Source organism: Acidimicrobiia bacterium, assembly GCA_040880805.1.
Lineage (GTDB): Bacteria > Actinomycetota > Acidimicrobiia > IMCC26256 > DASPTH01 > DASPTH01.
In genome coordinates this window covers 22381-40843 of record JBBDHW010000029.1, presented here as the reverse complement: position 1 = coordinate 40843, position 18463 = coordinate 22381, and the positions used below count along the sequence as shown (strand labels likewise).

17 protein-coding genes are annotated in these 18463 nt (G+C 68.8%); 5 read left to right on the top strand and 12 right to left on the bottom strand.

Features of this window, described 5'->3' with window-relative positions:
* Positions 1-113: 113 nt before the first annotated feature.
* From WD271_07385 to WD271_07350, 8 genes are all read right to left on the bottom strand, one after another.
* A complete protein-coding gene (locus WD271_07385) occupies positions 114-1253 on the bottom strand; it encodes an acyl-CoA dehydrogenase family protein (protein ID MEX1007655.1) in 1140 nt (379 codons plus the stop codon).
* Between the two features lie 21 nt (positions 1254-1274).
* A complete protein-coding gene (locus WD271_07380) occupies positions 1275-1760 on the bottom strand; it encodes a hypothetical protein (protein ID MEX1007654.1) in 486 nt (161 codons plus the stop codon).
* Entirely contained in the window at positions 1757-2317 is a 561-nt protein-coding gene (locus tag WD271_07375; protein ID MEX1007653.1) for a MaoC family dehydratase N-terminal domain-containing protein, read from the bottom strand. Before WD271_07375 ends, WD271_07380 begins: the two co-directional genes overlap by 4 nt.
* Entirely contained in the window at positions 2314-3486 is a 1173-nt protein-coding gene (locus WD271_07370; GenBank protein MEX1007652.1) for a CaiB/BaiF CoA-transferase family protein, read from the bottom strand. Before WD271_07370 ends, WD271_07375 begins: the two co-directional genes overlap by 4 nt.
* Positions 3486-4664, bottom strand: a complete 1179-nt coding sequence (locus WD271_07365; protein ID MEX1007651.1) for an acyl-CoA dehydrogenase family protein — start codon at positions 4662-4664, stop codon at positions 3486-3488. Before WD271_07365 ends, WD271_07370 begins: the two co-directional genes overlap by 1 nt.
* Before the next feature lie 89 nt (positions 4665-4753).
* Positions 4754-5911, bottom strand: a complete 1158-nt coding sequence (locus tag WD271_07360; GenBank protein MEX1007650.1) for a DUF1214 domain-containing protein — start codon at positions 5909-5911, stop codon at positions 4754-4756.
* Positions 5912-5916: 5 nt separating this feature from the next.
* Entirely contained in the window at positions 5917-7188 is a 1272-nt protein-coding gene (locus WD271_07355) for a sulfotransferase (protein ID MEX1007649.1), read from the bottom strand.
* Between the two features lie 21 nt (positions 7189-7209).
* A complete protein-coding gene (locus tag WD271_07350) occupies positions 7210-8469 on the bottom strand; it encodes a CoA transferase (GenBank protein ID MEX1007648.1) in 1260 nt (419 codons plus the stop codon).
* A 55-nt stretch (positions 8470-8524) separates the two neighbouring features.
* Between WD271_07350 and WD271_07345 the strand changes: the two genes are divergently transcribed.
* The 4 genes from WD271_07345 to WD271_07330 are packed head-to-tail and all read left to right on the top strand — an operon-like array spanning position 8525 to position 12526.
* Positions 8525-9382 carry an SDR family oxidoreductase gene (locus WD271_07345; protein MEX1007647.1) on the top strand — a complete coding sequence of 286 codons (858 nt, stop codon included), beginning with the start codon at positions 8525-8527 and terminating at the stop codon, positions 9380-9382.
* Positions 9382-9930, top strand: coding sequence for a DinB family protein (locus WD271_07340; GenBank protein ID MEX1007646.1), 549 nt, complete (start codon positions 9382-9384; stop codon positions 9928-9930). The genes WD271_07345 and WD271_07340 overlap by 1 nt, the downstream gene beginning before the upstream one ends.
* Before the next feature lie 18 nt (positions 9931-9948).
* Positions 9949-11349, top strand: coding sequence for an OB-fold domain-containing protein (locus WD271_07335; protein MEX1007645.1), 1401 nt, complete (start codon positions 9949-9951; stop codon positions 11347-11349).
* A complete protein-coding gene (locus WD271_07330; protein ID MEX1007644.1) occupies positions 11342-12526 on the top strand; it encodes an acetyl-CoA acetyltransferase in 1185 nt (394 codons plus the stop codon). Before WD271_07335 ends, WD271_07330 begins: the two co-directional genes overlap by 8 nt.
* 718 nt (positions 12527-13244) lie before the next feature.
* Here WD271_07330 and WD271_07325 read toward each other — a convergent pair.
* Entirely contained in the window at positions 13245-14150 is a 906-nt protein-coding gene (locus tag WD271_07325; protein ID MEX1007643.1) for a TIGR03619 family F420-dependent LLM class oxidoreductase, read from the bottom strand.
* A 175-nt stretch (positions 14151-14325) separates the two neighbouring features.
* Positions 14326-14970, bottom strand: coding sequence for a PaaI family thioesterase (locus WD271_07320; protein MEX1007642.1), 645 nt, complete (start codon positions 14968-14970; stop codon positions 14326-14328).
* Positions 14971-14987: 17 nt separating this feature from the next.
* On the opposite strand from WD271_07320, the gene WD271_07315 reads away from it, so the two are divergent.
* A complete protein-coding gene (locus tag WD271_07315) occupies positions 14988-15758 on the top strand; it encodes an SDR family NAD(P)-dependent oxidoreductase (protein MEX1007641.1) in 771 nt (256 codons plus the stop codon).
* A 24-nt stretch (positions 15759-15782) separates the two neighbouring features.
* On the opposite strand, the gene WD271_07310 is transcribed toward WD271_07315, so the two are convergent.
* Together WD271_07310 and WD271_07305 are read right to left on the bottom strand one after the other, a co-directional pair.
* Positions 15783-17015: an amidohydrolase family protein gene (locus WD271_07310; protein ID MEX1007640.1), complete on the bottom strand. Its 1233-nt coding sequence runs from the start codon at positions 17013-17015 to the stop codon at positions 15783-15785.
* A 111-nt stretch (positions 17016-17126) separates the two neighbouring features.
* Positions 17127-18416 (bottom strand): amidohydrolase family protein, encoded by a 1290-nt coding sequence (locus WD271_07305; GenBank protein ID MEX1007639.1) that lies wholly within the window; start codon positions 18414-18416, stop codon positions 17127-17129.
* Positions 18417-18463: the final 47 nt, after the last annotated feature.

The window sequence follows — 18463 nt, the reverse complement described above, 5'->3', positions numbered from 1 at the left end:
CAGAACGTGACGACAGAACGACAGGTTGACGACTGCTGGGCGCGACAGCACTTATCGGCGTGCACCGCCGCTTCGCGATCGGCGTCTCGTCAGGTAGCGCCGATTGCTGGCATTCAGCTCACGCGGGTGTCGAGCACCTCGTGGGCTACGAGCTGTTCGAGGTAACGGTCGTCCCACCACGAGATCTGGAGCTGCTTGGCGCGACGGAAGTAGAGCTGGATGTCGTACTCGAGGGTGAAGCCCACGCCGCCGAAGATCTGCTGCGCGGTTGCGGTGACGTCGCGGAACGTCTGGCACGCGAACAGCTTCGCCATCGGGGCGAGCTTGTCGATCGGTCGCCCGGTCGTGCGCGCCCACGCGGCTTCCCACACGAGCGTCTCGGCACCGTCGACCGCGGTGACCGCATCCGACAGGTAGTGCGCGAGCGACTGGAACGCTCCGAGTGGCTTGTCGAACTGGTGACGATCCTTCGCGTACTGCGTGGCGATGGCGTGCGAGTACTGCGCGCCACCCACTGCTTGCGCGGCGAGGAGGATGATGCCGTCGTGCATCGTGTCGTCCCACACCGGCCACGCGCCACCCGACTCGCCGACGATCGCGTCACCGTCGACCACGACATTGTCGAAGACGATCGCGTACTGCGTGTCCGACGAGATCGTGAGCTGCTGGGACAAGGTGACGCCGTCGGACTTGGGGTCGACGAGGAAGAAGGTGGGCCCGTCGTCGGTGCGTGCGAGCACGAGCATGCGGTCGGCGGCGGTCGCGAACTGCACGTGCCGCTTCGCGCCGGTGAGCCGCCAGCCCCGGCCCGTCCCATTGGCGTCGGGCACGGCGCGGAGTTGCACCCCTTCCGGACCGAAGCCGCGCCTGGGTTCCAACCACGCGGTCGTGACGATCACCTCGCCGGCCGAGATCGCGGGGAGCCACTCGTCGCGCTGCGCATCGGACCCGGCCCGCAGGACCACACCACCGCTCATCACCGAGCTGACGAAGTGTGGCGACGGCGCGAGCGCGCGCCCGAGCTCCGTGTACACCACCATCGCGTCGAGCATCGTCATCCCGCTGCCGCCGAACTCCTCCGGGATCGTCATGCCGAGCAGACCGAGCTCGGCGAGTTGCTCCCAGAACTTGTCCGGATATCCGATCGGGTCGTTCTCCATCTGACGGACGACGTCGAGGTCCGAGTAGCGCCCGCACACGCCGGCGACGGCCTCCCGCAGCATCTCCTGCTCGGCGGTGAAGTCGAGATCCATGGGCTGCCTCTCTCCCTCTCGTCAGGGCTTCCAGCGCTCACCGCGCCGGGCCCACGGGTTGTCGTCGGAAGTGATGGGCACGGCGACGCGTGCGTGGCCGGTGGCGCGCGCCTCGTCGCCTACGTACAGCGCGAAGTCGAGCTCGACCCAGCCGCAGCCGGTGTCGTCGGTCTCGACGTTCGTGACCGTGCCCGTGATCACCATCGTCTCTTCGGGGAACACCGGGCTGCGCATGGTGAACCCGAGCCGACCGAGCCGCCCGGCCGGGCCGGTCCAGTCGGTGACGTAGCGCTCGAAGAACGCGGCCTGGCCCGTGGTGTTGAGGAAGATGTCGCGCACCCCGTTGCGCTCGACCGCGAACTTGTGGTCGTGGTGCATCGGACGCCAGTCGCGGCCGCCGAACGCGCCGAGCACGACGGTGGTTGCGGTGACGTCGTAGGTGAGTGGCGGGAGCTGGTCGCCGACGTGCACATCGGCGAAGAGGAGGGGAGTGGTTGCCGTGGTCATCCGCTCGCCTCGGGTCGCTGATCGCCCTTGCGGTAGCCGAACCCGGTCCAGGTTTCCACGCCGACGAGCTCGGCGCGCTGATTGCGGTACTCCACGTCGATCACCCAGAACCTTCCGGTGCCGACGCGGGCGGTCTTGACGTCGCTGACGGAGCGGAGGATCTGGCCGCTCGTGATCCGGTCGCCGGGGCGGATCGGCTCGTAGAACGTCATCACGTAGTCGCTCATGATCGCTTCGGGGAGGTCGAAGGCCTCCTTCATGTCGAAGTGCACCTGGAGGGGCACCTTCGGCTCCGCGCGTCCGGGCGCCCAGTGGTGGGGACGGAACCAGGTCGACAGCATCGACGGCGGTGCGACCGGGCCGTCGGTGAGCTCCGCTGCGACCTCGTCGTCCCAGAACAGCGGGTTGCCGTTCTCGGCCGACGAGCAGTAGTTCCAGAAGTAGCCGCGCTCGACGGGGAAGTCGGCTTCCTCCTCGTACTGGAGCACGCCGATCACCTTCACCACTTCTTCGGGGACGACGCCGTCGGGAAGTTGTGCGGTGTCGGTGTCGGTCATGCGATCGCACCCGCGTCGCGCAGCTCGGCGCACTCTTCGGCAGTGAGGCCTGCCGCCCGCAGCAGCTCGTCGGTGTCGGTAGCGGTGGCGTCGCGCACTTCGTAGGGACCGGCCGGTGCGGCGGTGGTGCCCGCGAACATCGGCCCCACTTGGCGGAACGTGCCGTGGTCGGGATGCTTCGCTTCGACGAACGCACCTCGCGCCGCGAACTGCGCGTCGTTCACGACCTCGGGCACCGAGAGCACCGCGGTGACGCACGTGTCGGCGGGAGACAACTCGGCGACCCAGTCGTCGCGGTCGCGCGCGAGGAACGCGGCGCGCATGTCGGCGCGGATCTGCTCTTGCACGGCGTCGTCGGTTTGGTGCGCGGCCCACTGTTCGAGACCGAGCGCGGTGCAGAGGTTGGCCCAGAAGCGCGGCTCGATGGCGGCAACCGTGACCCATCTTCCGTCGCGGGTCGGGTAGCTGTCGTAGCAGGCATACCGACCGGTGAGGAGACCGTGGCCCGGCCCGGGCACGTCGCCGGTGGCGAGGAACTCGTCGACCTGGAGCGCCATGAGCGCGAGCACACCGTCGGCCACCGACACGTCGAGGTACGCGCCGACTCCTGTGGTCGCGCGACGTACGAGCGCGGCGAGGATCGCCATCACCGCGTGCATGCCGCCACCCGCGCTGTCGGCGACCGTGGCACCGGGGATCGGTGGACCACCGTTCTCGGCCCGACCGGTGCACTCGAGGTAGCCGCCGACCCCGAGGTAGTTGAGGTCGTGGCCCGCCCACTGCGCGTGCGGGCCGTCCTGGCCGAAGCCGGTGGTCGAGCAGTAGACCGCGCTCGGGTTGCGCTCCGAGACGGCCTCGTAACCGATTCCGAGCTTGTCGACCACGCCGGGACGGAAGCTTTCGATGATCACGTCGGCGTTGTCGGCGAGGCGGAGGAATGCTTCCCGTCCCTCCGGAGCCTTGAGGTCGAAGAGCGCGCGCTGCATGCCGCGGTGTGCGCTGTACGAGTAATAGGGCGGGACGATCTGCACGCCCTGGCGGCCGGGCACCGGGCCGACCTTGACGACGCGCGCGCCGTAGTCGGAGAGCCAGCGCGACGCGCGCGCGGCCGGGCCGACGCTCGCGAGGTCGAGCACCGTGATGCCGTCGAGCATCGCGCCACTTGGCATCAGAAGTTCTTGGGAAGGCCGAGCTTGCGACGGGAGATGATGTTCTTCTGGATCTCGGAGCCGCCGCCGCCGACGGTGTCGATCACGGTGTATCGGTAGGTGGACTCGGCCCGCCCCTTCATCGGCGCGTCGTCGGTGTGCACGCGCAACTGCGAGCCGGGCGCGCCGATGTCCATCGACGCGTTGGCCAACCGCTTCGACAGTTCGGTCGCGAACAGCTTGTACTCCGATGCCTCCGATGTGGGCGGCGCGCCACCCTTCATCGACTTCGCGACGAACCGCAAGCCGAGGAGACGCGCGACCTCGGCGTCGGTCGCGAGTCGGGCGATCTGCTTGCGTATCACCGGGTCGTCGCGCAGTGGTTCGTCGTCGACGGTCTCGGTCGCGACGTAGTCGCACAGGAGGTTCAAGCGCTGCTCGATCGGCGAGTAGGTGAACATCGTGAAGCGCTCGAGGTCGAGCGCCTCGGAGATGTACTGGAACCCGTGGTTGAGATCGCCCACCACGTAATCGTCGGGCACGAACACGTCATCGAAGAACACGTCGTTGGTGCGCTCGTCGCCCATCGTCCAGATGGGGTTGATCGTGATGCCGGGATGGTCGAGCGGCACGAGGAAGAGCGTGATCCCGTTGTGCTTCGAGGCCGGGTCGGTACGGGCCCCCACCCAGTACCAGTCGGCGAAGTGGGCGGAGGTGGTCCAGGTCTTCTGGCCGTTCAGGCGCCAGCCGTCGCCGTCTCGAGTGGCCTTCAGCTTCATCGACGCGGCGTCGGAGCCGGCGTCGGGCTCGCTGTAGCCGACCGCGAAGTCGATGTCGTGACGCAGGATCTGTGGCAGGAACTCCTGCTTCATCTTCTCGGTGCCGTGGCGCAGGATCGTCTTGCCGATGATGCCGACGCCCTTGCCGATCTGGGGTCCGCCGCGCGCGGCGAGTGCCTCGTTGAGGAGGTACTCGTACACGCCGTCACCCTCCTGGCCGCCCCACTCGGAAGGCCACGTGATCCCGAGCCAACCCTGCTCCGCCATCTTGCGCATGAACGCGCGGCGGTCGGGGGTGTCGGCGATCTGCGCCATGTTCTCGCGCGTGACGTCGAAGAGCACGGGGTCGTCGTTGGAATCGAGAAACGCTTCGACCTCGTCACGGAAGGCGAGTTGCTCGGGAGAGAATTCGAAGTCCATCGGGTGGCCAGCCTACCGACCCACCCGGCGAAGCACTCAGAGCGAACGTCCGCGAGCCGGTACCCCGGCTCGCAGTGAGCGACCGATCGTCAGGTGCGGAAGCGCCAGGCGAGGTGATCGCGACGGGCCCGAATTTCTCGGGCGCGGGCGACGGCGTCGATCGATGGCGTGTTGCCGGGGAGGACGCTCCGCACGTCGTCGAGGCTCACGACCTGCGCCTCGAGCGTGGGCAGGTGCGAACCCCAGAAGTATCGGAAGTTCAGGAGTCCCTCGCGCCGGCCCTCGGAGTCGAGCCAGTTCGGGACTTCGGGATCGCGGTGCGCGAGTACCACGTGGAGCCGGCCGTCGGGGCCCACGAACGCCTGGCGGTGGTTGAGGCTCGTGATCCGGCCGATGTCGTACGGCTCGAACCACGACATCCCGTAGAGCTGCAGGCTCCAGTAGCGCGCATCCGGCACGTCGGAGTGCACGTAGAGCGCCTCCTCGGGCGCGAGGTCGTAGAAGCAGAAGCCGAACTGCGAGATCTGGAGACCGCGGGGCACGTCGATCTTGTCGCCGAACGTGTTGTCGCGCTGCTTGGCGCGGGCGTCGAGCATGTATTGGTTCCAGAAGACGATCGAGCGTTCGGTGAGGTCGAGCGCTTCGGCCGTCGCATCCGCGAACGTGTTGGCCGGGCGCACGGGAGCGCCGCCGAGGTACTCGATCGTGAACGTGGCCGGCTCGCGCGGTTCCCAGTCGAAGTAGTACTCGCGGATCGAGCACATGATCGCCCCGTCGGGTAACGGGACGCGGTTGGGCTCGTTGCCCTCGCCACCGAGGAGGATCTCGAAGTCGGTGCCGGCGACGATGCCGATGTCGGTCGCGGTGAGCTCCGCAAGGGTCGCGGGGCGATCGGTGTGACGGAACCCCTCGCGGACGGCGAGGGCGAACTCCTCGCACGTGTGCATCCGGCCGCGGATGCGGTAGGTGCACCCGGGGTCGACGCGGGCGTGGCGGTACACGTTGTCGGCGTTGGGGCCGCCCCACATCGTGACGAGGTCGTTCTGGCGCTGGAACGCGGGCGCCGTGGGGTCGCCGTGACCGATCGACCAGCCGAGCCAGCACAGCAACTGCTGTGCCAGGTGGCGGAAGCCCTCGTCCGCGTCGATCCCCGGGCCGGGGAACTCGTCGCTCACGATCCGTGCACCGAGCGCGTCGAACCCGGTCAGAAGCTCGCGCCAGTTGCCAAGCTCGGTTGGGTCGGTCATCGGGTTCATACCTCGCGGAGGACGTCGAAGGAAGACTGGTAGCGCGAGAAACGCGCGCGCATGTCGTCGGGGTCGACATGGAGATCGTCGAACGAGTACTGGTGCTCACCGTGCGCGCCTTGGGGATGCGCGTCGAGATACGCGCGCATCGCCTGCTCCGTTTCGTTGGTGACCGGCGTGCCGAGCCCGTCGGCCACGGCGGTGACGGTGACGAGCGGGTCGGCCATGAACTCGGCGTAGTGCGTGTGGTGCACGTGCGCGCCGTCGAGCGCGCCCGACTCGGTGAGGTCCACCAGTCGATCGAGCGCTCCGCTGTAGAGATCGGCGTGGTAGCGACCGATATCGGCGAAATCGACCTCGTCGCTGTGTGCCCACCGCATCGTCGCGACGAGGCTCGTGACGGAACCGAGCACCGCGAGCGGGTCGCGATGGGTCACGGCGAGGCGGGCGTCGGGGTACACCGCGAAGAGTGTGGCCAACGAGTGCAGGTGCACCGGCGACTTCAGGACCCAACGGGTGCCGGTGAACCGGCGCTGGAGGATCTGGAGCACGAGGCGGTGCCACTCGTAGGCGGGGGCCATGTCGCACGACCCGAGCCACCGCGCGTAGCTCGGTACGTGGTACCGCGCGGTGAACTCCTCGGACCGGAACTCGAACGACATGGATGAGACACACTCCTTGTGCATCCGCCCGCCGTACTCGTGGATCGCGTCGAGCGTTCCCGTCGCGAGCGCGGGCATTCGGAGCTCGCGATCGGCGAGCGCGACGCGCGCCTCGTCGGGAAACGTCGCGGGATCGGGCGGCGGCACCGGGCGCAGCAGCTCCCAACCCTCCGGCACTCGACTCGTCGGATCCTGCGCGAGCAACGCGTGGAGGATCGTCGTGCCGGTACGGGGCGCGCCGGTCACGATCACCGGCTCGTCGATCACCTCGTCGCGGACGCCGGGGTCGTCACGCACGTACGCGACGGTCTGCGCGCGGACCTCGAGGAGCCGCAGCAGGAACCGGCGCGTGATCCACCGGCCGAGCACGGTGAGCTGGGCTTCCTCCTCGAGCGCAGGCAGGAGCACGGAGAGCGGTTCGAGGAAGCCGTCGTCGCCGAGTCCGGAATCGGCGAAACCCTCGACACCCCGGCCGTCGATCGCGAGCTCCGCGCGCGCTTCGTCGAGCAGTCCGTCACGGTCGAGTGGCAGTTTGGCGACGTCGGCGATCGGGGGAACGTCGCCGGAGTTGACCGCGCGCACCCAGTCGGGGCGGGGCGGAGGCTGCCAGGTCACGGAGCGCGCCGGCTGCGTCGTCTACTCGGCGGGAAGGCCGGTGATCGCGCCGTCCTTCGCCAGCCGGGCGAGCTCGTCGTCGTCGAGGCCGAGCTCCTCGTGGAGCACCTCGAAGGTGTGCTCACCGACCCAGGGGACGCGCGTCTCGGGCCCCTCCGCGACCGCCGAGAGCTTCACCGGGTTGCCGGGGATCAGCACCGGTTGCGCGACGCCGTCGGTGCGTTCCATCTCGACGAGCATGTTGCGAGCGGTGAGGTGAGGGTCGACCCGCACCTCGGCGGACGATTGGCACGGGCTTGCGGCGATGCCCGCATCGCTGAACGCGTGGGTGGCTTCCAGCTTCGTGAGCCCTGCCGCCCATGTCTCGATCGCAGGCCGGAAGATGTCTTCGACGTGCTCACCCCACTGCTCACGCGTGGCAAGGCGTGGATCGCTGAGCCATTCCGGGTGACCGACAAGGTGAGCCAGCCGCTCGAGTTGGTGCTCGCGGACGAGTTGCAGCACGAAGAAGCCGTCGGTGGCCTGGAAGGTGTCGAGCACGAGCGCCTTCGAGTCGTGGAGATGCTCCATGCCGAGCGAACCGAGGTTGGTGACGATGTCGGTCATGGCCGCGGTCGCGTCGAACATCGAGATGTCGACGTGCTGCCCGATGCCGCGCGTGTCGCGGTGGCGCAACGCCGCGAGCGTGCCGATCACGGCGAAGAGCGCAGAGCTGATGTCACCGAGTGCGCCGACCGGGTTCGCGCGCGGACGTTGACCGGCCGGGCGCGTGTACTCGTAGATCCCCGACACGGCTTCGGCCATCGACGCATAGGCCGGCCACTCCGCGTACGGCGACTCCACGAGGTTGCCCGCCCCCGAGACCGACACGTAGATGACCGTGGGGTGCGCGGCGGCGACGTCGGCGTAGCCGAGCCCGAGGCGGTGCGCGGTGCCGGGCTTGAAGTTCTCGGCGACCACGTCGAAGCGCGGCGCCATCCGGAGCACGAGGTCGCGACCGGCTGGATTCTTGAGGTCGATCGCGACGCTGCGCTTGCTGAGGTTGTTGCGGAGGAAGGTGGCGCCGACGAGACGGCCGTACGGATCCTGCATCCCCGGCAGCGAGCCTCGGCCCGACTCACCCGTGGGCGGCTCGATCTTGATCACCTCGGCCCCGAGGCGCGTGAGCAACTGCGTGGCGTAGGGGAGCGCTTGCATCTGCTCGAGTGCGAGCACGCGCACGCCGTCGAGCGGCTTGCCGTTGGCCGCGGCCTGCGCGTTGACAACGTCACCCAACTTCACGGGGTGGACACTACCCGGCGGTGTGACAGCATCTCCGGAGACGAATGGGGTGGTGATGACGGAGGAAGACGGTGCGCGGCCGCTCGACGGCATGCGGGCGTTGGTCATCGGTGGGGGGAGCGGGATCGGTCTCGGCAGCGCGCGTCTGCTCGCGGCCGACGGCGCGCGCGTGACGCTCGCGGGCCGCACGCTCAGCAAGCTCGAAGGCGCGGCCGTGGAATTGCGCGACGAGTTGCCGAGCGCGGAGATCGGCGTGTCGGTCTGCGACGTGCTCATCGGCGGCGACGTACGGCGCGCGGTCGACGTGGCCGCGGGTGACGGCGGCCTCGACATCGCGGTGACGGTCCCGGGCGGCGGTCCGTACAGCCCGGTGCTCGGCTACGGCGACGACGACTTCGACGCCGCGATCCGCGCCAACGTCCGTCCGCAGTTCCTCACGATCAAGTACGCGGGCTCGGCGATGGTGCGGTCGGGTGGCGGATCGATCGTCGCGATCTCCTCGACGGTCGCCGTCTTCCCGATGCCGTTCGACGCCGGCTATGCCGCGGGCAAGACGGCGGTCGACATGCTCGTGCGCATCGCCGCCGACGAGCTGGGCGGCGCCGGGGTGCGGGTGAACGCGGTGCGCCCCGGACTCACCGCCACCGACACCACCAGGGGGCTCGTCGGCAACGACGCGATCCTCCAGCGCTTCCTCGAGCAGCAGCCGATCAAGCGCGTCGGGCAGGTCGACGACATCGCGCACGCGGTCCGCTACTTCGCGGGACCGGAGTCGAGCTGGGTCACCGGGCAGTGCCTCACGGTCGACGGCGGTCACACGCTGCGCCGGTTCCCCGATCTCACCGATCTGGCGCGCACCGTGTTCGGCGAAGACGACTTCGACGCCGCGATGCGCGGCGAGCTGCCGCGCTGATGGGATCGGCCGAGCTGCTGCTGACGCAGCTCCAGCGCGCCTTCGATGCCGCCCGCGTCGATGTGGAGGCTCTCGACGACGACGAGTACTTCTGGGAACCGGTCACGCCCTGCTGGTCGGTCCGGCGGCGCAACGAAGCCGGGCCCGGGTGGGGAGCGGGGGAATGGGTCTGCGAAGACGTATGGCCGCCACCGGACCCGCCGCTCGTGACGACGATCGCGTGGAGGCTCGCGCATCTGTCGGCCTGGACGGATGTCTACCGGTCGTACACGTTCGAGGACGCGTCGCTCGGTCTTCCGGGCTTCGAGGTGCCCGGCAGCGCGGCCGTCGCGCTCGACTGGCTCGACCGTTCGCAGCACGCGTTCGCAGCCGCGGTCGCGTCCGTGCGCGACGACGAGTTGGACGAGCTCCGGCCCGCGCACTGGGGCGGGCAGCTGCCGATCGAGTTCCTGGTGTGGACGATCCAGTTCGAGCACATCCACCACGGCGCGGAGATCAGCTTGCTCCGCGACCTCCGGCGAGGGACGGCACGAAGCATCCCGCCCTGAGACGGATAGCCTGACCGCATGCGCGGGATCATTTCGTGGGCTGCGTACCTGCCGTATCGACGCCTCGACCGCGGAGAGATCGCGCCATTCGTCGGGCAAGGCGGCGGGAAGGGCACCCGCACCGTCGCGAGCTACGACGAAGACTCCACCACGATGGCCGTGGAAGCGGCTCGACTTGCGCGGCGCGCAACCGACGTCATACCCGCGCAGATCCTGTTCGGTTCCACCACGCCCGCCTATGCCGACAAGACCAACGCGACGGGCGTGCAGGCCGCGCTGCGGTTGCCGTCCACCACCGCCGCGTTCGACGTCGGGCTGTCGCCGCGCTCGGCGGTCGGCGCCCTACTCCTCACGCTCGGCGGGTCGAAACCCGCGCTGGTGGTCAGCGCCGACGTGCGGACCGGCCTCGCGGGCAGCACCGAGGAGGCGATGCAAGGTGACGCAGCCGCGGCGTTCCTGGTCGGCAGCGACCACGACACGGCGGTCGTTGCCGAGTTCCTCGGGAGCGCGAGCGTCACCGACGAATACGTCGAGCGCTGGCGCACGCCCGGCGAGTTGCGCACGAAGGTGTGGGACGAGCGGTTCAGCGAGGTCGCTTCGGTTCCGCTGGCCGTCGACGCGTGGAACGCGGCGCTCGAGTCGGCCGGGCTCACCGCCGGTGATATTGCGCTCGCCGCGGTCGCCGCGCCCGTGCAGCGTGTTGCGCGCAGCGCCGGCGGCAAGCTCGACGGCGTGCAGGTGATCGACGACCTCTCGTCAACCGTCGGTATCGCTGGTGCCGCGCACCCGGGCCTGCTCCTCGTCGCGCTGCTCGAACAGGCCGAACCGGGTCAGGTCGTCGCGTTGGTGAGCGCGGCCGACGGCGCCGACGTGCTGTTGTTCCGCGCGACCGACGCCATTGCGCGCCACCGTCCGGCGCGCACGATCGCGACGCAAGTTGCGGCGGGTGGCGCGCTCCCGTACGGCAAGTTCCTGGCGTGGAAGGGCGTGTTGCCGGTGGAGCCGCCGCGCCGCGCCGAGCCACAACGTGTGTCGGCCACCGCTGCCGCGCGAAACGAAGACTGGAAGTTCGCGTTCGTCGGCTCGAAAGAACGCGACACGGGCGTGGTGCACGTGCCCCCGGCGCGCGTGTCGCGTGACGGCGAGCACACCGACAACATGGATCCGGCGCCCCTCGCCGACAAGCAGGGCACCATCGCCACGTTCACCGTGGACCGCCTCGCGTACTCGCCGAGCCCTCCGATCGTATTCGCCGTCGTCGACTTCGACGGCGGTGGCCGGCTCCCGGTCGAGCTCACCGACGTCGACGAGAGCGAAGTCGCGATCGGCATGCGGGTCGAGATGACGTTCCGCCGGTTGTTCACGGCGGATGGCATCGCGAACTACTTCTGGAAAGGCAGGCTGGTTCGAGATGGCTAGTCACGGGATCAAAGACCGCGTCGCGGTCGTCGGCATGGGATGCACGCGCTTCGTCGAGCACTGGGACCTCGGCCTCGACGACCTCCTCATCGACGCCGCCAACGAGGCGTACACCTCCGCGGGAGTCGACAAGGCCGCCGTCGATGCCTACTGGCTCGGCACCGCGCAGGGCGGGATGAGCGGCATCACGCTCGCCCGGCCGCTCCAGCTCGAGCACAAGCCCGTCACGCGTGTCGAGAACTACTGCGCTACGGGCGCCGAGGCGTTCCGGCAAGCTTCGTACGCGGTGGCGTCAGGCGCGTACGACGTGGCGATGGCGATCGGTGTGGAGAAGACAAAGGACTCGGGCTACCAGGGCCTGGCGGCGGTGAACCCGCCGAACGACGGCACGCTGCGCACGCTCACGGCGGCGGCGATGTTCTCGATGGTCGCACCCGCGTACGCCGACAAGTTCGGCGTCGACCCCGACAAGCTGCGCGAGTCGATGGCACACGTCGCGTACAAGAATCACTACAACGGCGCGCGCAACACGCGCGCGCAGTTCCGGCGTGAGGTGTCGATGGAGACCATCTGCGCGTCGCCCAAGGTCGCCGGCACGCTTGGTGTGTTCGACTGCGCCGGTGTGGCCGACGGCGCAGCTGCCGCGATCGTGTGCCGCGCCGAAGACGCTCACCGTTACACCGACAAGCCACTGTTCGTGAAGGCGCTGTCGTTCGTGGCGGGCAACGGGAGCGGTCTCACCGACCCCGACTACGACTACACGACGTTCCCCGAGGTCGCGGCTACCGCGCGCGATGCTTACGCGCAGGCCGGCGTCACCGATCCGCGTCGCGAGCTCGCGCTCGCCGAAGTGCACGACTGCTTCACGATCACCGAGCTCGTGCTCATGGAGGACCTCGGGTTCTCCGAGCGCGGCGCGGCGTGGCGCGACGAGATCGACGGCGTGTTCGACCTCGACGGCGAGTTGCCCGTCAACCCCGACGGCGGGTTGAAGTCGTTCGGACACCCGGTGGGCGCGTCGGGCCTGCGCATGATGTTCGAGGCGTGGCTCCAACTCCGCGGCGAGGCGCCAACCGAGCGCACGGTCGACAGCGAAAAGTCGCTCGCCCTCACCCACAACCTCGGCGGCTACCCCGGCGAGATGGTGAGCTTCGTTTCGATCCTCGGTCGCGATTGAGGGGTTGACAGTTGACAGGCGAACGTATGTTCGTATAGGGTGGGGGAACTTCCCAGGCTGGTTCGAGGCGCCGGGGAGGTGCGTGCGTGGAGAGTGTGTTCGAGCGGGTGCGCTCGGTAGTGGCGATCCTGGAAGGGGGTTCAAGGGCCTGCGTGACGAGCGCCGCGAAGCATCGCTGCGCGCGGTCGACCCGTACGCCGCCGACGCGCTGGTCGCGCTCGTCAAGGACGGGCCGTGCAAGCCAGTCGAGGTCCGCCTCGACGCCGACCACGCCGCCGTTGAACGCGGCTACGTCGAGCCCGGTGAGCACGGCGAGCTCGACGGCATCGGACCCGTCCCCGTCACCATCGCCCGCGGGCTCCTCGACGACGCCCGCATCACCGTGCTGTCGCGTGAAGGCACCGACATCACCCGCGTCTCGTCACCGAAACGCACGATCCCCGCCAAACTCCGACGCTGGCTCGAGCGCACGTACACCTGGCGGATCTGCGCGCACCACCACAAACTCAAGACCTACCGCGGGTGGACCCCGACCCACCACCTCGCGAGTGAGACGGCAATCGCATCCGCGTCCAGCATCCATCAGGCATCCCTGAAGGAGCGGGGTCCCGCCGGATCAAAGCGACGGTGGACCACAGAATGCCGGGTAGGCGGTATTGGGCGCACCGCACGATGGGAGAGAGTCGCGGTGCGAGAATCGGATGCGCTGGATCGGAATCTACGTAACGACGAGCGGTCGCACGTCGTGCCAGAAGCGTTCGAGCTGGTGCAGTTCGTCGGCAACCGGCCAGATGAAGACGCGTTGCACGCCTGCCTTCGCGAACGCCGTCAGTTTCTCGGCGAAGAGTTCGGGAGGGCCGATCGGGAGACGTTCGCGAAGCACGTGCTCGGGCCGGTGCACGGTGGGTATCACCCGCTCTCGGAGGATGCGGTCGGCTTCGTCGCGGTCGTCGGTGATGTAGCACCACATCGTCGCCAGCGCGTTGGGGAACGTGGCGGGGTTCTTACCGCGGTCTGTCAGCTTCGAGCGCAAGGCTTGCCAGGCTTCGCCGAACAGGTCTGGTGTGGTGTTGTAGGCAGATGCCAGCCAGCCGTCGGCGAGACGAGCCACGCGACGAAGCCCGGCGTCAGAACCCCAGCTACCCACCCAAATCGGTGGTCCGCCGGGCTGCGCAGGCAGGGGATCCAGGGACAGACCTTCGGTCGAATAGAAGCGCCCGACGAACGGGACGCCGTCGCGCCGCCACAGCGCCCGTAGCACGCCGATTGCCTCGTCGAAGCGTTGCCAACGTTCCGAGAAATCGATGCCGACAGCCGCGTAGTCCTCAGCCGATGAGCCCGGACCTACCGCCACGACCAGCCGACCGCCGGACAGACGATCGATCGCCCCCAGCGTCTTCGCGACCGGCACCGGGCCACGCACGACCGCGAGCGCGACCGTCGTCGCGAGCGCCATCTCCGCTGAGTGCTCCATGACCGCCGCAAGTGCGATCGGTCCGTCGAGCCAGGGCACCGAAAAGACCATGTGGTCGTTGACCGACAGTGCACGGAAACCGAGTTGTGCGGCAGTCTTCGTGTACGCCACGAGATGATCGAGGGTATATGGGTGAGCCCCGAAGTCCATCAGAGGGAGATGAGCTCCAAAGTCCATGGTTCGCGTCTCAATCTGGCTAGATGTAGATCACCACGACAGACCAGAACGTACCCCGAGGCGCGAGGCCCAAACAGAATGCCCATCGATCCGGAGCGACTCGTCGACCACGGCCGCGCAAGACGAGTGAACCTTGGCCACTGGTGTGCTAGCGGCGTTCGCCCACGTACACGGCTTCGCCGACCGCGGTGACGACGCCGTCGGCGTAGACCTCGCCGGAGGCGAAGCTCTTGCGGCCGTCGCGCCCCGTGAGCCGGCCGCGGATCTCGAGCGGGACGCCGTAGGGAGTGGCAGCGCGGTAGCTCACCTCGAGCGAGACGGTGAGGCCGCTCGCGCCTGCGTCGGTGACCGCGCGGCCGAGCACTTCGTCGAGCAGCGTCGCGACCACACTGCCGTGCGCGCGTGACGGCGATCCGCCGTGCGCGGCGGTCAGCGTGCACCGCGCGACGACCTCGTCGCCGAACTCGACGAACTCGAGCGGGGGCGCCTGCGGGTTGAGGCGGCCCGAACCGGCCTGGGCGAGGCTCTCGACCCGCCCGTCGGCATGGCGAACCAGGAGCAGCGCCGATGCGCGCTGCTCCGCGCCGAGGCGCTCGGTGATCGATGCGATCTCGTCCGCCGCGGCCGCTCGCACGCTCTCCGGGGCGTCGGTGAGCACCACCGCTTCGACGAGCTCGCGGATGCGGCTCACGAGCTCGAACGACTCGGGCGGGATGGTGTGGGCCGCAGGGAGCTGGTCGCCGAGCTGCTCGGCGAGGCGCGCGGCCGAGATCGGCGTCGAGCGATCAGCCACGATGTCAGACTACGGCAATGGTCGACAGCAGCGTCGCGGGACGCGTGGTCATCATCACTGGCGCATCGCGCGGGATCGGCCGTGGCATCGCGCTCCACCTCGCTCGTCAGGGGGCGCGTCTCGCGATCACCGGCCGCCGGCCCGATCGCCTCGAGGCGATCTCCGCGGAGCTCGACACGCTCGGCGCGCAGTACCTCGCGGTGCCGGTGAACGTGGCCGATCGTGACGGGGCGTTCGACCTCGTCGCGCAGACGGTCGAACGCTTCGGGCGCGTCGACGGCCTGGTCGCGAACGCACAGACGTTCCGCTCGGTGACCCCGCTCGCGGACGTCACCGAATCGGACATGAACCTGCTCTTCGACACCGGGCCCAAGGGGACGCTCTGGGGGATGCAGGCGGTGTTCCCGCACATGCGCCACCAGGGTTGGGGTCGCATCGTCACGCTGGGCTCGCACGCCGGGCTGCTCGGTGCGGTCGGCTACGCGCCGTACGCGTCGTCGAAGGAGGCGATCCGTGCACTGACGCGCGCCGCGGCGCGCGAGTGGGGCCAGTACGGGATCGTCGTGAACTGCATCTGTCCGGTCTCGATCGCGCACCGCGCGCCTCCCGATGACGACCCTGCGCGCGTCGCGGTCTACGAGTCGACGTTCGCCGACCAGCCGATAGCGCGTGACGGCGACGCCGAAGACGACATCGCGCCGGTGGTGTCGTTCCTGCTGTCGGACGCGTGTCGCTACGTGACGGGCGAGACGTTCATGGTCGACGGCGGCGCGCTCATGCGCCCCTGACTGGTCCCCGCGCCGCGAACCCCATTACACCGGTGCGGGCTCCACCGGCTTGTCGCCGTGCACCTGCTCGGGCGACGGCCCGAACTCCTCCACGAGCGTGGTGAGCGCAGCACGGTCGACGCCGTAGACGTCGGCCGCGTTCTCGCCGAGGATGCGCGCGGTCTCGTCGTGGGGCAGGTCGTGAAAACGCTCGCGGATCCAGTACTGCGTGAACGGGAACGTGCCCTCAGGGTGGGGGAGATCGTTGCCCCAGAGGAGGTTGTTGATCCCCACTTGGTAACGGCGGTCGATGTCTTCCGTGCCGGGCGTGGACGCGGCGAGGTAGCAGTTCCGGTGGAAGTAGTCGCTGGGCTTCATCTTCAGCTCTTGGCGGAAGGCGTCGCCCATCTTCTCGGTGTTGTGGCCGCCGACGAACTTCTCGTCCATCTTGTAGAGCAGGTCGGGTGCCCACCACGCGCCGTTCTCCGCGACGACGTACTTCAGTTTCGGGTAGCGCTCGAACACGCCCGCCCACAGCAGCACCCAGAGCGGACGCGCCGCCCACCAGTACGCCTCCGACGCGTAGATCGCCATGGTGCCGCGGCCTTCGCCGTAGTCGGCGGGCCCGGCGCCCGAGTGCGTGTGCAACACCATGCCGGTGTCTTCGCAGGCTTCCCACACGACGTCGTAACGCGGGTGGTGGTACGCGGGCTGGTCGAACCACCGCGTGGGGATCATCGCACCGCGCAGACCGAGTGCGCGTGCGTCGTGGATCTCGGCGACCGCGGCGTCGAGGTCGTAGAGGATCGGGATGAGCGCGACACCGATACGGCGGTCGGGCTCCTGCGCGCAGAAGTCGGCGAGCCAACGGTTGTGGGCCTTCGCGCCCGCAAGCGCGAGCTCGGGCGCGTTGCCCGCGCCGCCCGCGAGTCCCGACCCGAACGGCGACGCCGCGATGCGGCCGGTGCCGAGCACGTCGGCATCGGGGAAGAGAACCTCCGCGGCCACGCCTTCGATGTTCAGGATCTTGTTGCGGTGGTCGGAGTCGTACGCGGCGGTGAGCCCGCCGTCGCCACCGGTCTGCGCCTCCCACTTCTTCTTGAAGTCGGAGTTGTCGCCGGCGCCGCGCGCCTTCTGCATCGCTTCGCGCATCCGGGCCTGGTTCGCCTGGTGCTCGTCGAAGTCGGCCCGATACTCGGGGTCGAGGTACTCCCGGTAGTGCTCCGCAGGGGGCCCGGCATGGCCGTCCGACGAGATCACGAGGTAGTTGGTGCCCATGGGAGATCCCCTCCAGCGAGCGGCGAACGTCGTTCGGAAACTCTATCCGACCCGGGAGCGAGCGCCCGCGAGCCGGGTATCCCGGCTCGCAGTGAGCGACCCATCGTCAGGTCAGGCGGTGGCGTTGGCCGCGAGCTCGCCGAGGCTGATCATGGTGGCGCCGGCGTAGCGGCCCTGGTCCATCGCGCGGATCGAGGTGTCGTGGCCGGCGACCGACGCGCGCAGCGCGCCCACGGTGCACTGCTCGCGTGGGATGTGGGTGAACGGGGAGAAGCGGTACCAGCGCATCGCGTTCTCGTGTGTGATCTTGGCGAGCTCGGCGTCGGGTACCTGGTATTTCGCCGCCATCTCGACGAGTTCCTCGGGCGCGCTCGGCCACGACGAGTCGGAGTGCGGGTAGTCCTGCTCCCAGCACATGTTGTCGATCCCGATCTCGTCGCGCAGCGCGAGCCCGATCGGGTCTGCGATGAAGCACGTGAGGATGTGCTGCCGGAACACGTCGGACGGCACCACTCCCTCACCCAAGTCCATGCCGGTCCACGCGTGGTGCATGTCGAACGTGCGGTCGAGGCGGTCGAGGAAGTACGGGATCCAACCCGTGCCACCCTCGGACAGCGCGACCTTCAGATCGGGGTAGTTCTTGAAGACGCGCGACAGCACGAGGTCGGCTGCCGCCATGCAGATGTTCATGGGCTGGAGCGTCATCATCACGTCGATCGGTGCGTCGGGCGCGGTGACTGCGAGCTTTCCCGACGATCCGAGGTGGACATTCAGGGTGGTTCCCTCGTCGACCAGCGCCTGCCACATCGGGTCCCAGTGCTCCTGATGGAAGCTCGGGTACCCGAGCTCAGCGGGGTTCTCCGTGAACGTCACGGAATGGCACCCCTTGGCCGCGACGCGCCGGATCTCGTCGCCACACAGCTGTGGGTCCCACAACACCGGGAGCGCCATCGGGATCATGCGCCCGGGATAGGTGCCGGCCCACTCATCGATGTGCCAGTCGTTGTACGCCTGCACGGTGGCGAGCGCGAGGTCCTTGTCGGGACACGCAGCGAACAGCCGACCGGAGAAGGCCGGGAACGAAGGGAAGCACATGCTCGTGAGCACGCCGCCCGCGCTCATGTCCTTGACGCGTTCGTGGATGTCGTAACAGCCCGGCCGCATCTCCTCGAAGGAGGTTGGGTTCACTCCATACTCCTCGCGCGGACGGCCGGCGACGGCGTTGAGGCCGATGTTCGGGATCGTGCTGCCTTCGAAGACCCATACGTCGTCGCCGCGCTCGTTCTGGACGACGCGCGGCGCCCGGTCGGCGTGCTTGGCCGGCATGCGGCCGTGGAACATGTGCGGCGGCTCGACGACGTGGTCGTCCACGCTGATGAAGATCATGTCCTCGACGTTCATAACCGTCCCCATTCGTCGCTCGTTGCGGCGCAGGGTTCCAGCGCCGC

Coding starts and splice junctions, on each gene's coding strand:
- WD271_07385 (MEX1007655.1), bottom strand. CDS start 1,253: ATGGATCTCGACTTCACCGCCGAGCAGGAGATGCTGCGGGAGGCCGTC.
- WD271_07380 (MEX1007654.1), bottom strand. CDS start 1,760: ATGACCACGGCAACCACTCCCCTCCTCTTCGCCGATGTGCACGTCGGC.
- WD271_07375 (MEX1007653.1), bottom strand. CDS start 2,317: ATGACCGACACCGACACCGCACAACTTCCCGACGGCGTCGTCCCCGAA.
- WD271_07370 (MEX1007652.1), bottom strand. CDS start 3,486: ATGCCAAGTGGCGCGATGCTCGACGGCATCACGGTGCTCGACCTCGCG.
- WD271_07365 (MEX1007651.1), bottom strand. CDS start 4,664: ATGGACTTCGAATTCTCTCCCGAGCAACTCGCCTTCCGTGACGAGGTC.
- WD271_07360 (MEX1007650.1), bottom strand. CDS start 5,911: ATGACCGACCCAACCGAGCTTGGCAACTGGCGCGAGCTTCTGACCGGG.
- WD271_07345 (MEX1007647.1), top strand. CDS start 8,525: ATGACGGAGGAAGACGGTGCGCGGCCGCTCGACGGCATGCGGGCGTTG.
- WD271_07340 (MEX1007646.1), top strand. CDS start 9,382: ATGGGATCGGCCGAGCTGCTGCTGACGCAGCTCCAGCGCGCCTTCGAT.
- WD271_07335 (MEX1007645.1), top strand. CDS start 9,949: ATGCGCGGGATCATTTCGTGGGCTGCGTACCTGCCGTATCGACGCCTC.
- WD271_07330 (MEX1007644.1), top strand. CDS start 11,342: ATGGCTAGTCACGGGATCAAAGACCGCGTCGCGGTCGTCGGCATGGGA.
- WD271_07325 (MEX1007643.1), bottom strand. CDS start 14,150: ATGGACTTCGGGGCTCACCCATATACCCTCGATCATCTCGTGGCGTAC.
- WD271_07315 (MEX1007641.1), top strand. CDS start 14,988: ATGGTCGACAGCAGCGTCGCGGGACGCGTGGTCATCATCACTGGCGCA.
- WD271_07310 (MEX1007640.1), bottom strand. CDS start 17,015: ATGGGCACCAACTACCTCGTGATCTCGTCGGACGGCCATGCCGGGCCC.
- WD271_07305 (MEX1007639.1), bottom strand. CDS start 18,416: ATGAACGTCGAGGACATGATCTTCATCAGCGTGGACGACCACGTCGTC.